Origin of the sequence: Thalassospira lucentensis MCCC 1A00383 = DSM 14000 (assembly GCF_000421265.1) — a bacterium.
Taxonomy (GTDB): Bacteria; Pseudomonadota; Alphaproteobacteria; order Rhodospirillales; family Thalassospiraceae; genus Thalassospira; species Thalassospira lucentensis.
Map to the genome: position 1 here is coordinate 109,732 of NZ_ATWN01000005.1, position 14,954 is coordinate 124,685.

Below are 14,954 nucleotides of genomic sequence, written 5' to 3' on the forward strand. Positions count from 1 at the left end.
TTAAGTAAGGCCACTCGGAAAATGAGCTACTGATCTGCAAGTCCGGCCTTGATCGCCGTGATGATCTCGTCATCAGCGGGTTTGACGCGCGTTTCAAAGCTGGTGATTAGCGCCCCGTCCCGACCAATCAGATATTTATGGAAGTTCCACTGCGGCGCATTATCCGCACCAAGTGTTTGTTCCGCCCACTTAAAAAATGGGTGGGCGTCTGGTCCCTTAACCCCGGTTTTGGACGTCAGCGGGAAATCGATATCAAAATTGACTTCGCAAAAATCCTGAATTGCTGCGTCGTCACCATATTCCTGCCCCCCAAAATCACCTGACGGCACGCCCAGAACGACCAAACCATCGTCCCTGTAATCGTCCCACAGCTTTTGCAGCCCCTCATATTGCGGCGTGTAACCGCACATGGATGCGGTATTGACCAATAAGATGACCTTATCACGATAATCTGACAGATTAATTTCACCACCATCAATGGCAGGAAATGAAAAGTCATACGCAGTGTGCGCATCACCCGATGCCATACTTCCTCTCCCGGAAAAAATGACTGCTACAAAAAGAAGTGAAAACAATACAACGAATTGAAATGACTTGCTACTTGGGTAATCGCGTCTAGCCATATCGTTCCTCCGTCCAGGGATCGGCGTTATTGTGATATCCGCGTTCTTCCCAGAATCCCGGTTTGTCGTGCTTGGCGAAATTGATCTCGCGCACCCATTTCGTACTTTTCCAAAAATACAGTTTCGGAATAACCACGCGAACCGGGCCACCGTGCTCCTCGGTCAAGGGCTCACCTTCCCAATGGTGGGCGATGAGCACATCGTCATCAAGGAACTGATCAATTCGGACATTGGTCGTATAGCCGTCATGGGCGGTGAACAAAACATGCGTCGCATCTTTGGTCGGCTTGACGATATCAGCCAGTGCCAACGCCGACACACCATGCCAGTGATTGTCATATCGCGACCAACTGGTGACACAATGAATATCATTCTTTGCCTGAACATTTGGCAGATCAAGAAGCGCTTGAAAATCAAGGATGAGCGGGTTTTCCACCTCCCCCGTAATTGACAGTTCAAAAGCATCTGGACTGATATGCGGCGTAATACCAAGATCAAGAACCGGCCAATCCTTGACCAAACGTTGGCCCGGCGGCAAACGGTTCTCGTGCTTTTCATCCGCCGTACCGGTCAAAAGACGCCCGTCTTCGGCCCATTTGCGTTTGGCCGCAATCAGCTTGTCCTTGATTTTGCCACTGAAACTTTGCGTCACAGAACTCTCCCTTACTACAAGCCGATACGAAAAATGGCGCCGACATGTTCACCATGACGTCGCCATTTAATCACTAAATCTTGGGGCGCGTGCAATTCACATGCGCGCGATGTTACCCGCTAAGGGTCAATATCAGCTAAAATCGCGCAGAATACGCGCTTTATCGCGCTGCCAGTCACGCGCTTTAACCGCTTCTCGCTTATCGGCTTTTTTCTTGCCTTCCGCGATGGCGACTTCAAGTTTGGCAATGCCGCGTTCCGTAAAATACAGCTTCACGGGAACAAGGGTAAAACCCTTTTTGTTCAGTGCGTCGTGCATCTTTGTGATTTCACGCTTACGCAGCAGCAACTTGCGCGGACGGCGTTCTTCGTGCCCGAACGGCATTTTGCTTTGATATTCAGGAATATAGCAGTTCACCAGCCAAACTTCGCCATTTTTGGCCTCGGCATAGGATTCCTGAATATTGCCTTTGCCATCGCGCAGCGATTTGACCTCGGTTCCACGCAAAACGATCCCGGCTTCAAAAGTTTCCGTCAGGAAAAAATCAAAGCGGGCGCGCCTGTTTTGCGCGACGATATTCGTGTTATCGGTCTCTTTCTTGGGTGCCATAAATCAGCTTTAATCGCCTAGTGGCCGAGAATACCAGCGCCCTTAAGCGCGGCTTCGACCTTGCGTTTGGTTTCATCGGCAATCTCGACCATCGGCAGACGCATATGGCGTCCGCACAGGCCGAGAAGTTCTGCCGCGTATTTTACAGGTCCGGGGCTAGATTCACAGAACATCGCCTTGTGAACCGGCATCAGTCGATAATTCAACTCCTGAACCTTCGAAAGGTTCCCTGCCGCCCATGCACTATGAAGGTCAGCGCAGAGTTTCGGGGCAATATTTGATGTCACCGAAATGCAACCATGTCCGCCCTGTGCAAGGAAGGGAACAATTGTCCCGTCTTCGCCCGAAAGCTGACAGAAATCAGCCCCTGCGGCCAAACGGGTCAGTGCAGGACGCTCAAGATCGCTGGTCGCATCTTTAACACCGACAATGCGCGGCAGTTTCGCAAGCGACGCCATGGTGTCAACCGACATATCAACGGTCGAACGGCCCGGAATGTTGTAAATCACAATCGGGATGTCGGTCGCATCGTGAATTGCCTTGAAATGCGCATACAGACCCGCCTGGGTCGGTTTGTTGTAATAAGGTGTCACAACAAGGGCTGCATCCGCACCGGCATTCTGGGCATGACGTGTCAGCGAAATGGCTTCTGCGGTCGCGTTTGAACCTGTACCGGCGATAACCGGGCCGCGCCCCTTGGCAACTTCAAGTGCCAGTTCAACCACGCGATGGTGTTCGGCATGACTAAGGGTCGGCGATTCACCGGTGGTTCCGACAGGCACAACACCTGTCGTGCCCTGTTTAAGCTGCCAATCCACAAAATCCTGGAACGCCTTTTCATCGATCGCACCATCACGGTCAAACGGTGTAATCAAAGCGGTAATAGAACCCTTAAACATAGAGATCTCCAAATCTTGGATGGATTGAAAGCGGACGCGAAAATAGCGGCTGTTGGTCATTCCCGCAAGCACTGTATACATTAATAAGTCGGTTCTGCGATTGCGGTTGCAATTTCCGACGAGGACTGTTTGGCTTTTGTCAAATTCACTGCCATAATGCGCAGGTCTAAAGCGCAAAAGCTGCCGAAAGGCACAAGGGGACAATTACATGGCGCAAGCGTCTTTCCGCAAGATTTCGGTCTGCGCATTGGCACTGGGCTTCTCAATGCTGATGCCAACAGGCAATCAGGCAAAGGCCGAGGCATACGAAGACAATCTTCTTCAAACGCAACCGCCCTCGCCGGCCTATTCCGCAGTCAGCCGGGCCAGACTGAATGCATTTCTTGATGCTCTTGAAAACGGGCGTACAGAAACGTTTGAGCAATTGCTCCCGAATTTTGAGGATCCGTTGCTGCAAAAGGCCGCAGAATGGATGTGGCTTGTTGCCCCGAATTCGGGGCGCAGCTTTGAAGAAATCACCACTTTTATCGACGCCCATCCAAAATGGCCCAGTCAGTCATTGCTGCGCCAGCGTGCCGAAGAAGTCATGACCGATGCGGTGCCTGACGCCGAAATTCTCGCATGGTTCAAACGATCTGCACCGGTAACCGCCGATGGCGCAACCCGCCAGATCAAGGCCCTTTTGAACGCCGGACAGGTATCTGCTGCAACCGCCTTGATCCGCACAAGTTGGATCAACGAAAATTTCGGCAGTGGACAGGAACGCCGTTTCCTTGACCGGAACAGCAAATACATCGATCAGGATACCCATCAACAGCGCCTTGACCGCCTGTTGTGGGAAGGCCGACTTGGCCCGGCATCGCGCACGATGGAATATGTCAGTGACGACTATCGCCTACTGGCAAAGGCCCGTGCGGCATTGCGTTCAATGAGTGGCGGTGTGGATGCGGCAATCAACCGCGTCCCGGAAAAATACCGCAATGATCCGGGATTGATATACGAACGTGTTCGCTGGCGTCGCATCAAGGACCGTGATCAGGAAGCCCGTGATCTGCTGCTGTCACAGGCAAATGATCTGGCCTACATCTCGATCCGCCCACAATACTGGTGGCTTGAAAAGGCCATTTTGGCGCGTCGCGCCCTGCAAAAGGGCCATATCACCGATGCCTATCGTTTGGTCGCCAACCATGGTCAAACCGATGCAGGGGATATTGCAGAAGCCGAATGGTATGCCGGGTGGATTGCACTTGAATTCCTTGGCGATGCGGATATCGCCCTCACGCACTTCCAGAATCTTTATGATGTTGTGCAGTACCCGATCAGCCTGTCTCGCGGTGCCTATTGGGCCGGTCGTGCCAGTGAAAAAATTGGCGACAAGGACCGTGCACACCATTGGTATAAACTTGCTGCGGAACATGCCCATACATTCTATGGTCAACTGGCAATCGATGCACTTGGCGCCAAACCAAGCTATTCAGTGATCCAGCCAGTTCCGACAGCAGAACAACGTGCCGATTTTGAAAATCAGGAACTGACACAGGTTGTTCGCAAACTTGGCGATCTTGGCCTTGGCAACATCATCCGCCCCTTCATCATGGCACTGGTTTATGAACATGATGAACCGGAATATCTTGCCATGGCGACCGATCTTGCACGTGAATATGGCCGGGCCGACCTTGGCATTATTGCTGCCAAACGAAGCATTCGTTCTGGCAGCGGCTATCTTGATGCCGCCTATCCGGTCCATGAACAGGTTCCGTTGGGACGCAATCCAGATCCTGGCCTTGTACATGCGATCATGCGCCAGGAAAGCCTGTTTAACCCGAATGCAGTGTCGTCTGCCGGTGCACGCGGTTTGATGCAATTAATGCCCGCAACGGCAAAGCGCATGGCACAGTCGCTGGACCTTGAATATGAAACCGAACGTCTGACCGAAGACCCGTCGTTCAACATTGCTGTTGGACGTGCCTATCTTGCACGGTTACTCGATCGTTGGGGTGGCGAAGAAGTCCTGACAATTGCCAGTTACAATGCCGGACCAACCCGAGTGCGCCAATGGGTCAACGAATATGGTGATCCACGCGATCCCGATGTTGATGTGGTCGACTGGATTGAAATGATTCCCTATAGCGAAACCCGAAATTACGTGCAGCGCGTGATGGAAGGAACCTATGTCTATCGCAGGCGCTTTGCCCGCGACGAAATCGCGATGGGGCAAGACAACGCCAAGACCGACGAATAAACCCACCGTTGCGCACAGTCGGAAAACACACCGGCTTGCGCAATGGTTACCATCGCACCAAATTTGATCCATCCTGCTTGTCAGAAGAAGGTCGAAAATATGTCCGATAAAGAACTTTCATCCTGCCGCGCATTTGTATTCGATGCTTACGGTACACTTTTTGACGTCGGCTCCGCCGTTGCCAAGTTTCGCGACACCGTCGGCGACGAGGCAGAGCGACTTTCCGCAGTCTGGCGGCAAAAGCAACTTGAATACACCTGGCTGCGCAGCCTGATGGGTGATTTCACCGACTTCTGGACCGTTACTGGCGATGCCCTTGATTTCGCCATGGAAGAGACCGGCAAAAAAGACCCGGTTTTACGCGCCAAGCTGATGGAAACCTATCTGTCACTTGATACATTCCCGGAAGTTGTCGAAACGCTTAAAGCCCTTAAATCGCAGGGCCACAAACTGGCTATCCTGTCGAACGGGGCCAAGCATATGCTGATTTCAGCGGCAAAATCATCGAGCATACTCACCTTGTTCGATCACATTATCTGTGTCGATGATCTCAAAACTTATAAGCCGCACCCAGATGTCTATCAATTGGCAGTCGATCAGCTCGAAGTTGACGCCGCCGAGATATCGTTCCAGTCGTCCAATGGCTGGGATATTGCCGGTGCCGGGCATTTCGGTTTCCGCACCGCCTGGATCAATCGCACCAAACAACCGATGGAACGCCTGTCGCATCAGGCTGATGTGGTCCTAAACGGTCTGGACGAACTTTTGCCCCTGATTGAGGCACCACAAAAAGCGTAACAGGGAACACCGCAGCGTTTTTTTGACAGACGACATCACGACCAATAAAAAAGGCAGGCCAAACGGGCCTGCCTTTCATTTTATGGAACCAGCGGATCGCGACTTGTTGGTCGCGCCCAGATGATCATCTTTAGATCACTTGTTGTGTTCTTTTTTGATATGAGACGCAACAACCTGCCCTGCCTGAATAACCGTCAGGCCGCCTTCTTCGGCAAGGCCTTCAATACGGCGGCAGTGCCCTTCGATATGGGCACCGGGCTCGATTGACAGGCTTTCATGAAGGATATCGCCCATCATGCGTGCTGTGTCTGCCAGCGATACGTCACGGGCTCGGACCTGCCCGGTGACGGAACCGCAAATGCGAATCTTGTCGGCAACGATTTCGCCGCGGACTTCGCCAGATTGACCAATGGTCAGATTACGGGTGCGAATGTCACCATTCACAGAACCATCAACCTGCACATCAGATTCCGAAATCAGATCACCGGTTACCCGAAGATCCGCATTAATTACTGAAAGGCCACCCTTCTTCTCGGCAGCAGAACCACCGTGATTAGTTGTTGCCGTTTGTTTCGTCTTGCTCGTTTTTGAAAACATAACGTCCCGCCTCAATGAACTTTATCGGATTGACCGGTTTGTCATTAACCAAGACCTCGTAATGAACATGGCTTCCCGTACTTCGACCGGTACTTCCCATCAATGCAACGATGTCTCGATAACCTACTTCATCGCCCTTCTTTACGAGGACCTTGTATAAATGCCCAAAACGGGTTCGAACGCCGTTCCCATGATCGAGTTCGACCATCTTCCCGTATTTGCCACTCCACCCTGCGTGCACCACTTTTCCGGGTGCTGTAGCAAAGATCTTTGTTTTGACCGGCCCGGCAAGATCGACGCCGGAATGAAAGGCCCATTTCCCATTGATCGGGTCTTTTCGTTTACCGAACGGACTGGATAGATAATAAGCCCCTGCCGGTTCCCCGATCGGTGCCTTCGTTATTCGCTCATTCAGATTGGCAAGATGATCCATGCGATCATTCAAGGCCACGGCTGTATTGACGAATTCCTCGTCCTGCGGATGTTCGGGCTCAAACGCCACGAACGGACCACCAATCCCCGGTTCATCGGGCTTCATCGGCGGCAGGATAAATTCTTCCGGCTGCAAGCCGGTCATTTCAAGAACACTTTCCAGTTCAAGAATAGTGCTGTCTGCGGTTTCTGCCACCCGCTGCATCGCCTGTTGCTGCACGGTATGCAGATCAGCAATACGTTGGCGCGTGTCACTCAGTTCAACCTGCAACTTCTTTGACCGCTGCAAGGCCTGATCCCGTTCACGCATAAGCCGCGACATCACAGTTTCAACTGTTTCGAGTTCATCGCGCAGTGCCAGATTGCGGTTGGTAATCCCGTCGATCTGCCCCTGAAGGGCCGACATCTGGTTGTCCATCGATGTCCGAAGCGCAGAAATACGGGTTTTTTCTTTCTCACTGCTTTCGAGCTTGGACGTATAATCCTGTACACGCGCTTGAAGCTGCATGTTCTTTTCGGCCATCGACAGAAGGTTGCGGTGCGTCCCTTCCATCTGGGTCGTAATTTCGCCAAACCGACGCTGACTTTCTGTAACCCGCGTAATCAACTGGTTATAGGACAGCTCGCTGCGAAAAAGTTGCTGTTCGCGCGTCGCCAGCCTTTGATCAAGGTACCAACTATACCCCGACACACCGACCATCCACGTGATGGCAGCCGCCCCGAACGAAGCCAAACCGAGCTGTGCGTATTTTCCAAGCCGAAGCTGGTAAACAGAATCGTTTGATCGGACCAGTATCTGCCGGTCCGGGAACCATTTATTCACCAAGCGACGCGTGCGTTCAAACGCCGACATATTCAGTATATAACCCCTACTTGCCCGTACTCACGCATCCGGGACCCCCGATCACGCATTGTTTCTTCTTAGCCCCATCGATCTTATTTTTTGCTTTATCTTTACGCTACCTGTTACTCGCCACTCAGGCAAGCATGTTAACGCAACCTTAACTTCAAAATTTTCTCCGGTCGGTTGCTTTGCTATGGTACTTAATGGCATGTTCAATAGCTAATGTGCGGATCAGTAATGCCTTTTTCCCGTTTTTTGATCACCTGCTCCGCCACCTGGTTCTATAGCGGAAAAAGTCCAAAGGCCCCCGGTACGATGGGGTCTTTTGCCGCATTACCGTTCGGCTGGTTGTTGTGGGCTTACGGTGGCAACACTGCCCTTATCGTTGCCAGCATCGTTGTTTTCGTTTTCGGCGTGTTTATCGCTGATCGATACAGCCACATGATCGGCGTCCATGATGCCGGTGAAATCGTCATTGATGAAGTTGTCGGTCAATGGATGTGCCTGATGGTCATTCCGCTTGGCAATGGCTGGATTGATCTTGCCTGGCTGTTTGGGGCTTTCGTCGCGTTTCGTGTATTTGACGTTTTAAAACCATGGCCGATCCGCTGGGTTGATCGCCGTGTTGGGGGCGGGTTTGGCATCATGTGTGATGATGTTCTGGCAGGAATATTCGCAATGATCATACTTGCCGGCATCCATCATTTCATCAGCGGGGGATTTGTATGATGATAGATGACGATATCCTGACCGCCGCGCGTAATCTGATCGAAAAATGCACCCAACGGGGCGAAATGATCGCAACGGCCGAGTCTTGTACGGGTGGATTAATCACCGGCGCACTGACCGCCGTCGATGGCAGCTCATCTGTTGTTGATTGCGGGTTTGTCACCTATTCCAACGAGGCAAAGCACAGCTTGATCGGTGTGAGCCAAGATGTACTGGCCGAACATGGTGCCGTGTCACAGCAGGTCGCCAAGGCGATGTGCGAAGGCGCATTGCAGCGCGCCCCGAATGCAACCATTGCCGTCTCTGTCACCGGCATTGCCGGTCCGGGTGGCGGAAGTGCGTTAAAACCTGTTGGTTTGGTTCATTTTGGCTGTGCAGGCAAAGGACGCCCGACCCGACTGTATCACGAAGTCTTTCCCGGTGATCGCCATGCGGTGCGTAAGGCAACCATCCTTCACGCCTTTGCCATGATCAACGACATGCTAAGAGGCTGATCACAGCAATATATGCCTGCCCCAGCCTCCATGATCGAGATATAAAAGGGAATTAGTCGCCCGATGGCGGCACGTTCGGCTCGCCATACACTTCACGGGCGCGATTTTCGAACGCCCCCACCATTCTTTTGACCGCTTCGTTAAAGACCACCCCGATCATCTTTTGCAAAAGGGCAGATCGGAATTCAAAATCAACGAAGAAATCAAGCCAGGTCCCGCCGTCCTCATCCTTTTCAAACACCCAATGGTTGTTAAGGTATTTAAACGGTCCTTGCAGATACTCGACATCAATCCGGTCCGGGCGCTGCAAGGTTACTTTGGATGTGTATTTCTCACGGAACATCTTAAAGCCAATCACAAGATCGGCTTTAAGAACATCACCCTCACGGCTGCGTACACGCGATGCGACACACCACGGCAAGAACTCGGAATAGGAATCGACATCCTCGACGAGTGCAAAGAGTTGTTCCTGCGTATAAGGCAGCTTCCTGCGCTCTGCATGCGTCGGCACTCGATATCTCCCCTTATCGTCGCGCGTGTCGTTTCTAACTTATTCGGCGGCTTCGGTTGCGCGTGCAACTTTTGCCTTGGCCTGATCTGCCGCCGCCAGCTTCTTCTCACGTGCTTCACGCAGCTGTTCGAAATCTCGGTCCGCGTGATAGCTCGAACGCGTCAACGGCGTTGCTGACACCATCAAGAAGCCCTTGCCACGTGCCATCGATGCATATTCATCGAATTCATCAGGCGTCACGAACCGATTGACCGGCTCATGTTTAAGGGTTGGCTGCAAATACTGCCCAATCGTCAGGAAATCGACATCAGCAACACGCAGATCATCCATTACCTGTGAGAGTTCCTTACGTTCTTCGCCAAACCCAACCATCAGGCCCGATTTGGTAAAGATCGTCGGATCAATCTGTTTCACCCGATCCAGAATACGCAGCGACTGGTAATAGCGCGCGCCCGGACGGATGTTGGTATAAAGACGCGGCACGGTTTCCAGATTGTGGTTAAACACATCCGGGCGGGCCTTGGCCACGATTTCAACCGCTCCCGGCTTATCACGGAAATCCGGGGTCAGAATTTCAATGGTGGTTTCCGGCGCTTTATGACGGATCGCTTCGATCACGCGGGCAAAGTGGGCTGCCCCGCCATCAGCAAGGTCATCACGGTCAACAGACGTGATCACAACATGCTTAAGCTGCATGTCGGCAACCGCCATCGCCAGATTTTCCGGCTCAAACGGATCAAGTGCGTTCGGCATCCCGGTTTTAACGTTACAGAACGAACATGCCCGTGTGCAGGTGTCGCCCATAATCATGAAGGATGCATGCTTTTTCTGCCAGCATTCACCGATATTCGGGCATGCCGCTTCTTCGCAGACCGTATGCAGATTCAGACCACGCGCAAGTTCGCGGGTTTCCTGATACCCCTTCGACGTCGGCGCCTTAACACGGATCCAGGACGGCTTGCGCCCTGATGGACGATCCGGGCGTTTTTGCTTTTCCGGGTGACGAAGTGCTTTCGCCTCGTTCTGCGCCGTCGACATAGAGTGACCTCCGAAGGATTTGACGGGCGGCAATGTGCCGCCACGCCACGTATTTGTCAAACCGACATTCGTCAAATTACGTCATACCGGGCATGCTTGCCCGGTAAAACGCGATATTTTAGAAATGGATCGCACGCCCATAGGCGTCAAGGACCGACTCATGCATCATTTCCGAAAGTGTCGGATGCGGGAAGATCGTATGCATCAGGTCTTCTTCGGTCGTCTCAAGCCCCATGGCCACGACAAAGCCCTGAATAAGCTCGGTCACTTCGGTGCCCACCATATGCGCGCCCAGCAATTCGCCGGTTTTCGCATCAAACACGGTTTTCACCAGACCTTCGGGCTCACCCAATGCAACCGCCTTGCCGTTGCCAATGAACGGGAATTTGCCAACTTTGACATCATACCCGGCGTCTTTGGCCTTGGCTTCGGTCAGGCCGACACTGGCGACCTGTGGATGGCAATAGGTGCAGCCCGGAATCTTAAGCGGATCAATCGGGTGAACATTTTTGACACCGGCGATTTTCTCAACACAGATGACACCTTCATGCTCGGCCTTATGGGCCAACATCGGCGGACCGGCAACATCACCAATGGCATAAATGCCCGGTTCTGCGGTGCGCGAATATTCATCGGCGCCAATAACGTTGCGATCAACTTTGACTTTGGTAGTTTCAAGACCGAGGTTTTCGGTATTGCCAATCACGCCAACAGCCGAAATCACGCGATCAACGGTGATTTCCTGTTTCTTGCCGTCTTTGGTCTCAACCGTCACAACAACGTTATCCGCATTGCGCTTCAGGTTGGCAACCTTGGCTTCGGTCAGGATTTTCATCCCGTCCTTGGTCATCATCTTCTGCGCAAGGGCGGCAACTTCCTTGTCTTCGACCGGCATGATCTGCGACATGATTTCAACCACGGTCACATCCGCACCCATGGTGTGATAGAAGCTGGCAAATTCGATCCCGATTGCCCCCGACCCGACGACCACAATGCTTTTGGGCATTTTGTCCGGCGTCATCGCCTTTTTGTAATCCCAGACCACCTTGCCGTCGGCCTCAAGCCCCGGCAGCGAACGGGCACGTGCGCCGGTGGCAATGATGTAATGCTTTGCCGTATAGGTGCCTGCATCCTTGCCTTCAACAACGATCTTTTTCGGGCCATCAAACTTGGCTTCGCCGTTGATGACGGTAACCTTGTTCTTCTTGAGAAGATGACCAACACCGCCGGTCAGCTGTTTGGAAACGCCACGCGACCGCTGAATGACGGCATCAAGATCAAAGGATGGCTTTTCGCACGAAAGGCCATATTCCTTTGCATGGTTCATATTGCGATATACTTCGGCTGAACGCAGCAACGCCTTGGTCGGGATACAGCCCCAGTTCAGGCAAATACCACCAAGGTGTTCACGTTCAACAACAGCCGTTTTCAGGCCAAGCTGGGCAGCACGGATTGCGGTTACATAACCACCCGGACCTGCACCAATCACGATTACGTCGAAATTGCTATCCGCCATCGTAGGATCTCCTTCGCCTGCCCGTCACCGGTTACAGGTCTTGAAATTCAAATGCTTGCGGGGACTAATTAAAGTCCCCGCGCAACTTTGGACCCTCAGAGCAGCATGCTCAGCGGATCTTCAATCAGCTTTTTGAATTCGGCCATGAACTCGGCACCGACCGCGCCATCGACCGCACGGTGGTCAACAGACAGGGTGCAGCTCATGACCGTGGCAATGGCAAGCGCGCCGTCTTTAACAACCGGACGCTGCTCGCCTGCACCGACGGCAAGAATGCAACCCTGCGGCGGATTAATGATGGCAGAAAATTCCTTAATGCCAAACATGCCCAGATTGGAAACCGAGAAGGTCCCGCCCTGATAATCTTCCGGCTTAAGTTTGCCATCACGTGCTTTGCCAGCAAGTGCTTTCATCTCGCCCGAGATTTCAGCAAGGCCTTTGGAGCCGGCATCACGCACAACCGGCGTAATCAGCCCACCCTCGATGGCAACCGCCACCGAGATATCCTGTTTCTTGCACATCAGGGTCGCTTTGTCGGTCCAGATGGCATTTGCCGCCGGAACTTTTTTAAGTGCCAGCGAAACAGCACGGATGACAAAGTCATTGACCGAAATTTTGACACCGTCGCCAGCTTTTTCATTTAGCTGCTTACGGGTGGCAAGAAGGTTGTCGAGTTCGCAATCGACCGTCAGGTAGAAATGCGGAACCTGCTGTTTAGATTCCGTCAGGCGGCGCGCGATGGTTTTGCGCATGCCACTGTTCGGAACTTCTTCGTATTCCGGAAGACCGGTCAAATCCGGGTTCCAGCCAGATGCCGCCGGGGCGGCAGATGCAGCCGGTGCAGATGGCGCAGCCTCTGCGTCCGATTTCTTTTCTGCCGGTTTCGACGACATGGCCGCTTCGACGTCACGTTTGACAACGCGACCACGCGGACCAGAGCCGGTTACAGCCGCAAGGTCAACGCCTTCGTTCGACGCAATGCGTCGTGCAAGCGGGCTGGCCTTAACGCGCTCACCACCAGATACAGGGGCTGCTGGTGCCTGACTTGCTTCTGCCGGGGCAGAAGCAGCCGCTGGTGCGTCTTCTTTGGCGGGTGCAGTCTCTTTTGTTTCTTTGGAACCTGCCGCCGAGGTATCCGCTGCTGACGTATCAGCACCGTCAAGAGCGCTTTCGTCTTCGTCTTCTTCAAGCAGAAGCGCGATTACCTCGTTTACAGGAACACCCTCGCTGCCTTCGGCAACAAGGATTTTACCGATTTTGCCTTCATCGACGGCTTCGACTTCCATCGTGGCTTTGTCGGTTTCAATTTCTGCGATGACATCGCCCGATTCAACGGTATCACCTTCCTTGACGTGCCATTTTGCCAAGGTGCCTTCGGTCATGGTCGGCGAAAGCGCCGGCATCAATACTTTTACAGGCATGAACACATTCTCCCGGTAACGGGGCGGTGCGTTTTATAACCGCACCTGCCCCTGTCCGTATCACTTAGCGATAGCAAACGGCCTTGGCCGCATCGACGATGTGCTGCTCTTGCGGAAGTGCAAGCACTTCCAGATTTGCAGCATACGGCATCGGAACATCTTCCCCGGCGACACGCGCAACCGGTGCGTCGAGGTAATCAAATGCATGTTCCATGACCGCCGATGCGATTTCCGCACCGATACCGGCGAAGTGCCAGCCTTCTTCACAGGTGACAATACGGTTGGTCTTCATCACCGAGCGAATGATCGTGTTCACATCCAGCGGACGGATCGTACGCAGGTTGATAACCTCAGCCGAGATGCCCTGCTCTGCCAGCTGTTCAGCAGCTTTCAGTGCCTTTCCAACCATGATCGAGAAAGCAACGATAGTGACATCGGTCCCTTCGCGTTCAATTTTGGCCTGACCGATTGGCAGAACGAAATTGTCGTCATCAGGAACTTCGAAGCTCTGACCGTACATCAGTTCGTTTTCAAGGAAGACAACCGGGTTCGGATCGCGGATCGCCGCCTTGAGAAGACCTTTGGCATCTGCGGCTGAATACGGTGCAACAACCTTAAGGCCCGGGCAATGTGCGTACCATGATGCATAACACTGCGAGTGCTGGGCACCAACGCGCGATGCGGCACCGTTTGGACCACGGAACACAATCGGGCAACCAAGCTGCCCACCAGACATATAAAGCGTCTTTGCTGCCGAGTTGATGATCTGGTCAATCGCCTGCATGGCGAAGTTGAACGTCATGAATTCGACAACCGGTCGCAGGCCCATAAATGCGGACCCCGTCGCAAGACCGGCAAACCCCTGTTCGGTAATCGGCGTATCAACAACACGCTTGTCACCAAACTCATCAAGCAGACCCTGGGTAACTTTGTAGGCCCCCTGGTACTCCGCAACTTCTTCGCCCATGACAAAGACGTTTTCATCACTGCGCATTTCTTCGGCCATTGCATCACGCAAGGCTTCACGCACCGACTGGGTTTTAAAGCTGGTGTAGGTTTTCTCATCCTGCGTTGCGTTAACAACACTCATGGCGCGCGGATCAGACTCCGCACGTTCAATCGTACCACTTGCGGAAACCGGGGCGGCCTTTGCCGTGCTCGGTGCCGGTGTTTCTTTTTCTTCGGCGGGTGCCGGTGCGGCTTCTGCTTTGGGCGCAGGTGACGCAGAAACATTATCAAGTGCAGACGCATCCTCGTCTTCGTCGAGGATGTACGCGATGACTGCATTCACCGCGACATTTTCGGTACCTTCAGCGATCACGATCTTGCCCACAGTACCTTCATCGACAGCTTCGACTTCCATCGTCGCCTTGTCGGTTTCAATTTCTGCGAGGACGTCACCGGATGCGACAGTGTCGCCTTCCTTGACAATCCATTTGGCAAGCGTGCCTTCGGTCATGGTCGGCGACAGCGCCGGCATCAAAACTTCAATCGGCATTGTTCCCTCTCTCCCGGGAAAAATCGTTCAAAAGCGGTTCGCGATAGCTTG

15 protein-coding genes are annotated in these 14,954 nt (G+C 53.1%); 4 read left to right on the top strand and 11 right to left on the bottom strand.

Annotation, left to right across the window (positions count from 1 at the left end; translation table 11 throughout):
* Nucleotides 1-26 precede the first annotated feature (26 nt).
* The 4 genes from K355_RS0111670 to dapA form a co-directional block, all read right to left on the bottom strand.
* Nucleotides 27-527, bottom strand: a complete 501-nt coding sequence (locus tag K355_RS0111670; RefSeq protein ID WP_022732324.1) for a glutathione peroxidase — start codon at nucleotides 525-527, stop codon at nucleotides 27-29.
* Between the two features lie 88 nt (nucleotides 528-615).
* Nucleotides 616-1,275 (bottom strand): sulfite oxidase-like oxidoreductase, encoded by a 660-nt coding sequence (locus tag K355_RS0111675; protein WP_022732325.1) that lies wholly within the window; start codon nucleotides 1,273-1,275, stop codon nucleotides 616-618.
* A gap of 132 nt (nucleotides 1,276-1,407) precedes the next feature.
* Entirely contained in the window at nucleotides 1,408-1,884 is a 477-nt protein-coding gene (gene smpB, locus K355_RS0111680; protein WP_022732326.1) for an SsrA-binding protein SmpB, read from the bottom strand.
* Nucleotides 1,885-1,901: 17 nt separating this feature from the next.
* A complete protein-coding gene (gene dapA, locus K355_RS0111685) occupies nucleotides 1,902-2,783 on the bottom strand; it encodes a 4-hydroxy-tetrahydrodipicolinate synthase (RefSeq protein WP_028791549.1) in 882 nt (293 codons plus the stop codon).
* 208 nt (nucleotides 2,784-2,991) lie between these two features.
* Between dapA and K355_RS0111690 the strand changes: the two genes are divergently transcribed.
* Together K355_RS0111690 and K355_RS0111695 are read left to right on the top strand one after the other, a co-directional pair.
* Nucleotides 2,992-5,025 (top strand): lytic transglycosylase domain-containing protein, encoded by a 2,034-nt coding sequence (locus tag K355_RS0111690; RefSeq protein ID WP_022732328.1) that lies wholly within the window; start codon nucleotides 2,992-2,994, stop codon nucleotides 5,023-5,025.
* A gap of 99 nt (nucleotides 5,026-5,124) precedes the next feature.
* Nucleotides 5,125-5,823, top strand: coding sequence for a haloacid dehalogenase type II (locus K355_RS0111695; RefSeq protein ID WP_028791550.1), 699 nt, complete (start codon nucleotides 5,125-5,127; stop codon nucleotides 5,821-5,823).
* A 135-nt stretch (nucleotides 5,824-5,958) separates the two neighbouring features.
* Here K355_RS0111695 and K355_RS0111700 read toward each other — a convergent pair whose 3' ends face one another.
* Nucleotides 5,959-6,420: a bactofilin family protein gene (locus tag K355_RS0111700; protein WP_022732330.1), complete on the bottom strand. Its 462-nt coding sequence runs from the start codon at nucleotides 6,418-6,420 to the stop codon at nucleotides 5,959-5,961.
* Nucleotides 6,377-7,705 carry a M23 family metallopeptidase gene (locus K355_RS0111705; protein WP_022732331.1) on the bottom strand — a complete coding sequence of 443 codons (1,329 nt, stop codon included), beginning with the start codon at nucleotides 7,703-7,705 and terminating at the stop codon, nucleotides 6,377-6,379. The genes K355_RS0111700 and K355_RS0111705 overlap by 44 nt, the downstream gene beginning before the upstream one ends.
* Before the next feature lie 228 nt (nucleotides 7,706-7,933).
* Here K355_RS0111705 and K355_RS0111710 point away from each other — a divergent pair, with 228 nt between their 5' ends.
* Nucleotides 7,934-8,425 (top strand): phosphatidylglycerophosphatase A family protein, encoded by a 492-nt coding sequence (locus K355_RS0111710; RefSeq protein WP_022732332.1) that lies wholly within the window; start codon nucleotides 7,934-7,936, stop codon nucleotides 8,423-8,425.
* A complete protein-coding gene (locus K355_RS0111715; RefSeq protein WP_022732333.1) occupies nucleotides 8,422-8,919 on the top strand; it encodes a CinA family protein in 498 nt (165 codons plus the stop codon). The genes K355_RS0111710 and K355_RS0111715 overlap by 4 nt, the downstream gene beginning before the upstream one ends.
* A 52-nt stretch (nucleotides 8,920-8,971) precedes the next feature.
* On the opposite strand, the gene K355_RS0111720 is transcribed toward K355_RS0111715, so the two are convergent.
* The 5 genes from K355_RS0111720 to K355_RS0111740 all read right to left on the bottom strand — a co-directional run bounded on the left by K355_RS0111720 (nucleotide 8,972) and on the right by K355_RS0111740 (nucleotide 14,903).
* The gene (locus K355_RS0111720; RefSeq protein WP_022732334.1) at nucleotides 8,972-9,430 is read right to left on the bottom strand and encodes a type II toxin-antitoxin system RatA family toxin; all 459 of its coding nucleotides are present in this window, start codon (nucleotides 9,428-9,430) and stop codon (nucleotides 8,972-8,974) included.
* 39 nt (nucleotides 9,431-9,469) lie between these two features.
* A complete protein-coding gene (lipA, locus tag K355_RS0111725; RefSeq protein ID WP_022732335.1) occupies nucleotides 9,470-10,468 on the bottom strand; it encodes a lipoyl synthase in 999 nt (332 codons plus the stop codon).
* Nucleotides 10,469-10,586: 118 nt separating this feature from the next.
* Nucleotides 10,587-11,984 carry a dihydrolipoyl dehydrogenase gene (gene lpdA, locus K355_RS0111730; RefSeq protein WP_022732336.1) on the bottom strand — a complete coding sequence of 466 codons (1,398 nt, stop codon included), beginning with the start codon at nucleotides 11,982-11,984 and terminating at the stop codon, nucleotides 10,587-10,589.
* 95 nt (nucleotides 11,985-12,079) lie between these two features.
* Nucleotides 12,080-13,405: a pyruvate dehydrogenase complex dihydrolipoamide acetyltransferase gene (locus K355_RS0111735; RefSeq protein WP_022732337.1), complete on the bottom strand. Its 1,326-nt coding sequence runs from the start codon at nucleotides 13,403-13,405 to the stop codon at nucleotides 12,080-12,082.
* Between the two features lie 64 nt (nucleotides 13,406-13,469).
* Entirely contained in the window at nucleotides 13,470-14,903 is a 1,434-nt protein-coding gene (locus K355_RS0111740) for a pyruvate dehydrogenase complex E1 component subunit beta (RefSeq protein WP_022732338.1), read from the bottom strand.
* Nucleotides 14,904-14,954 lie beyond the last annotated feature (51 nt).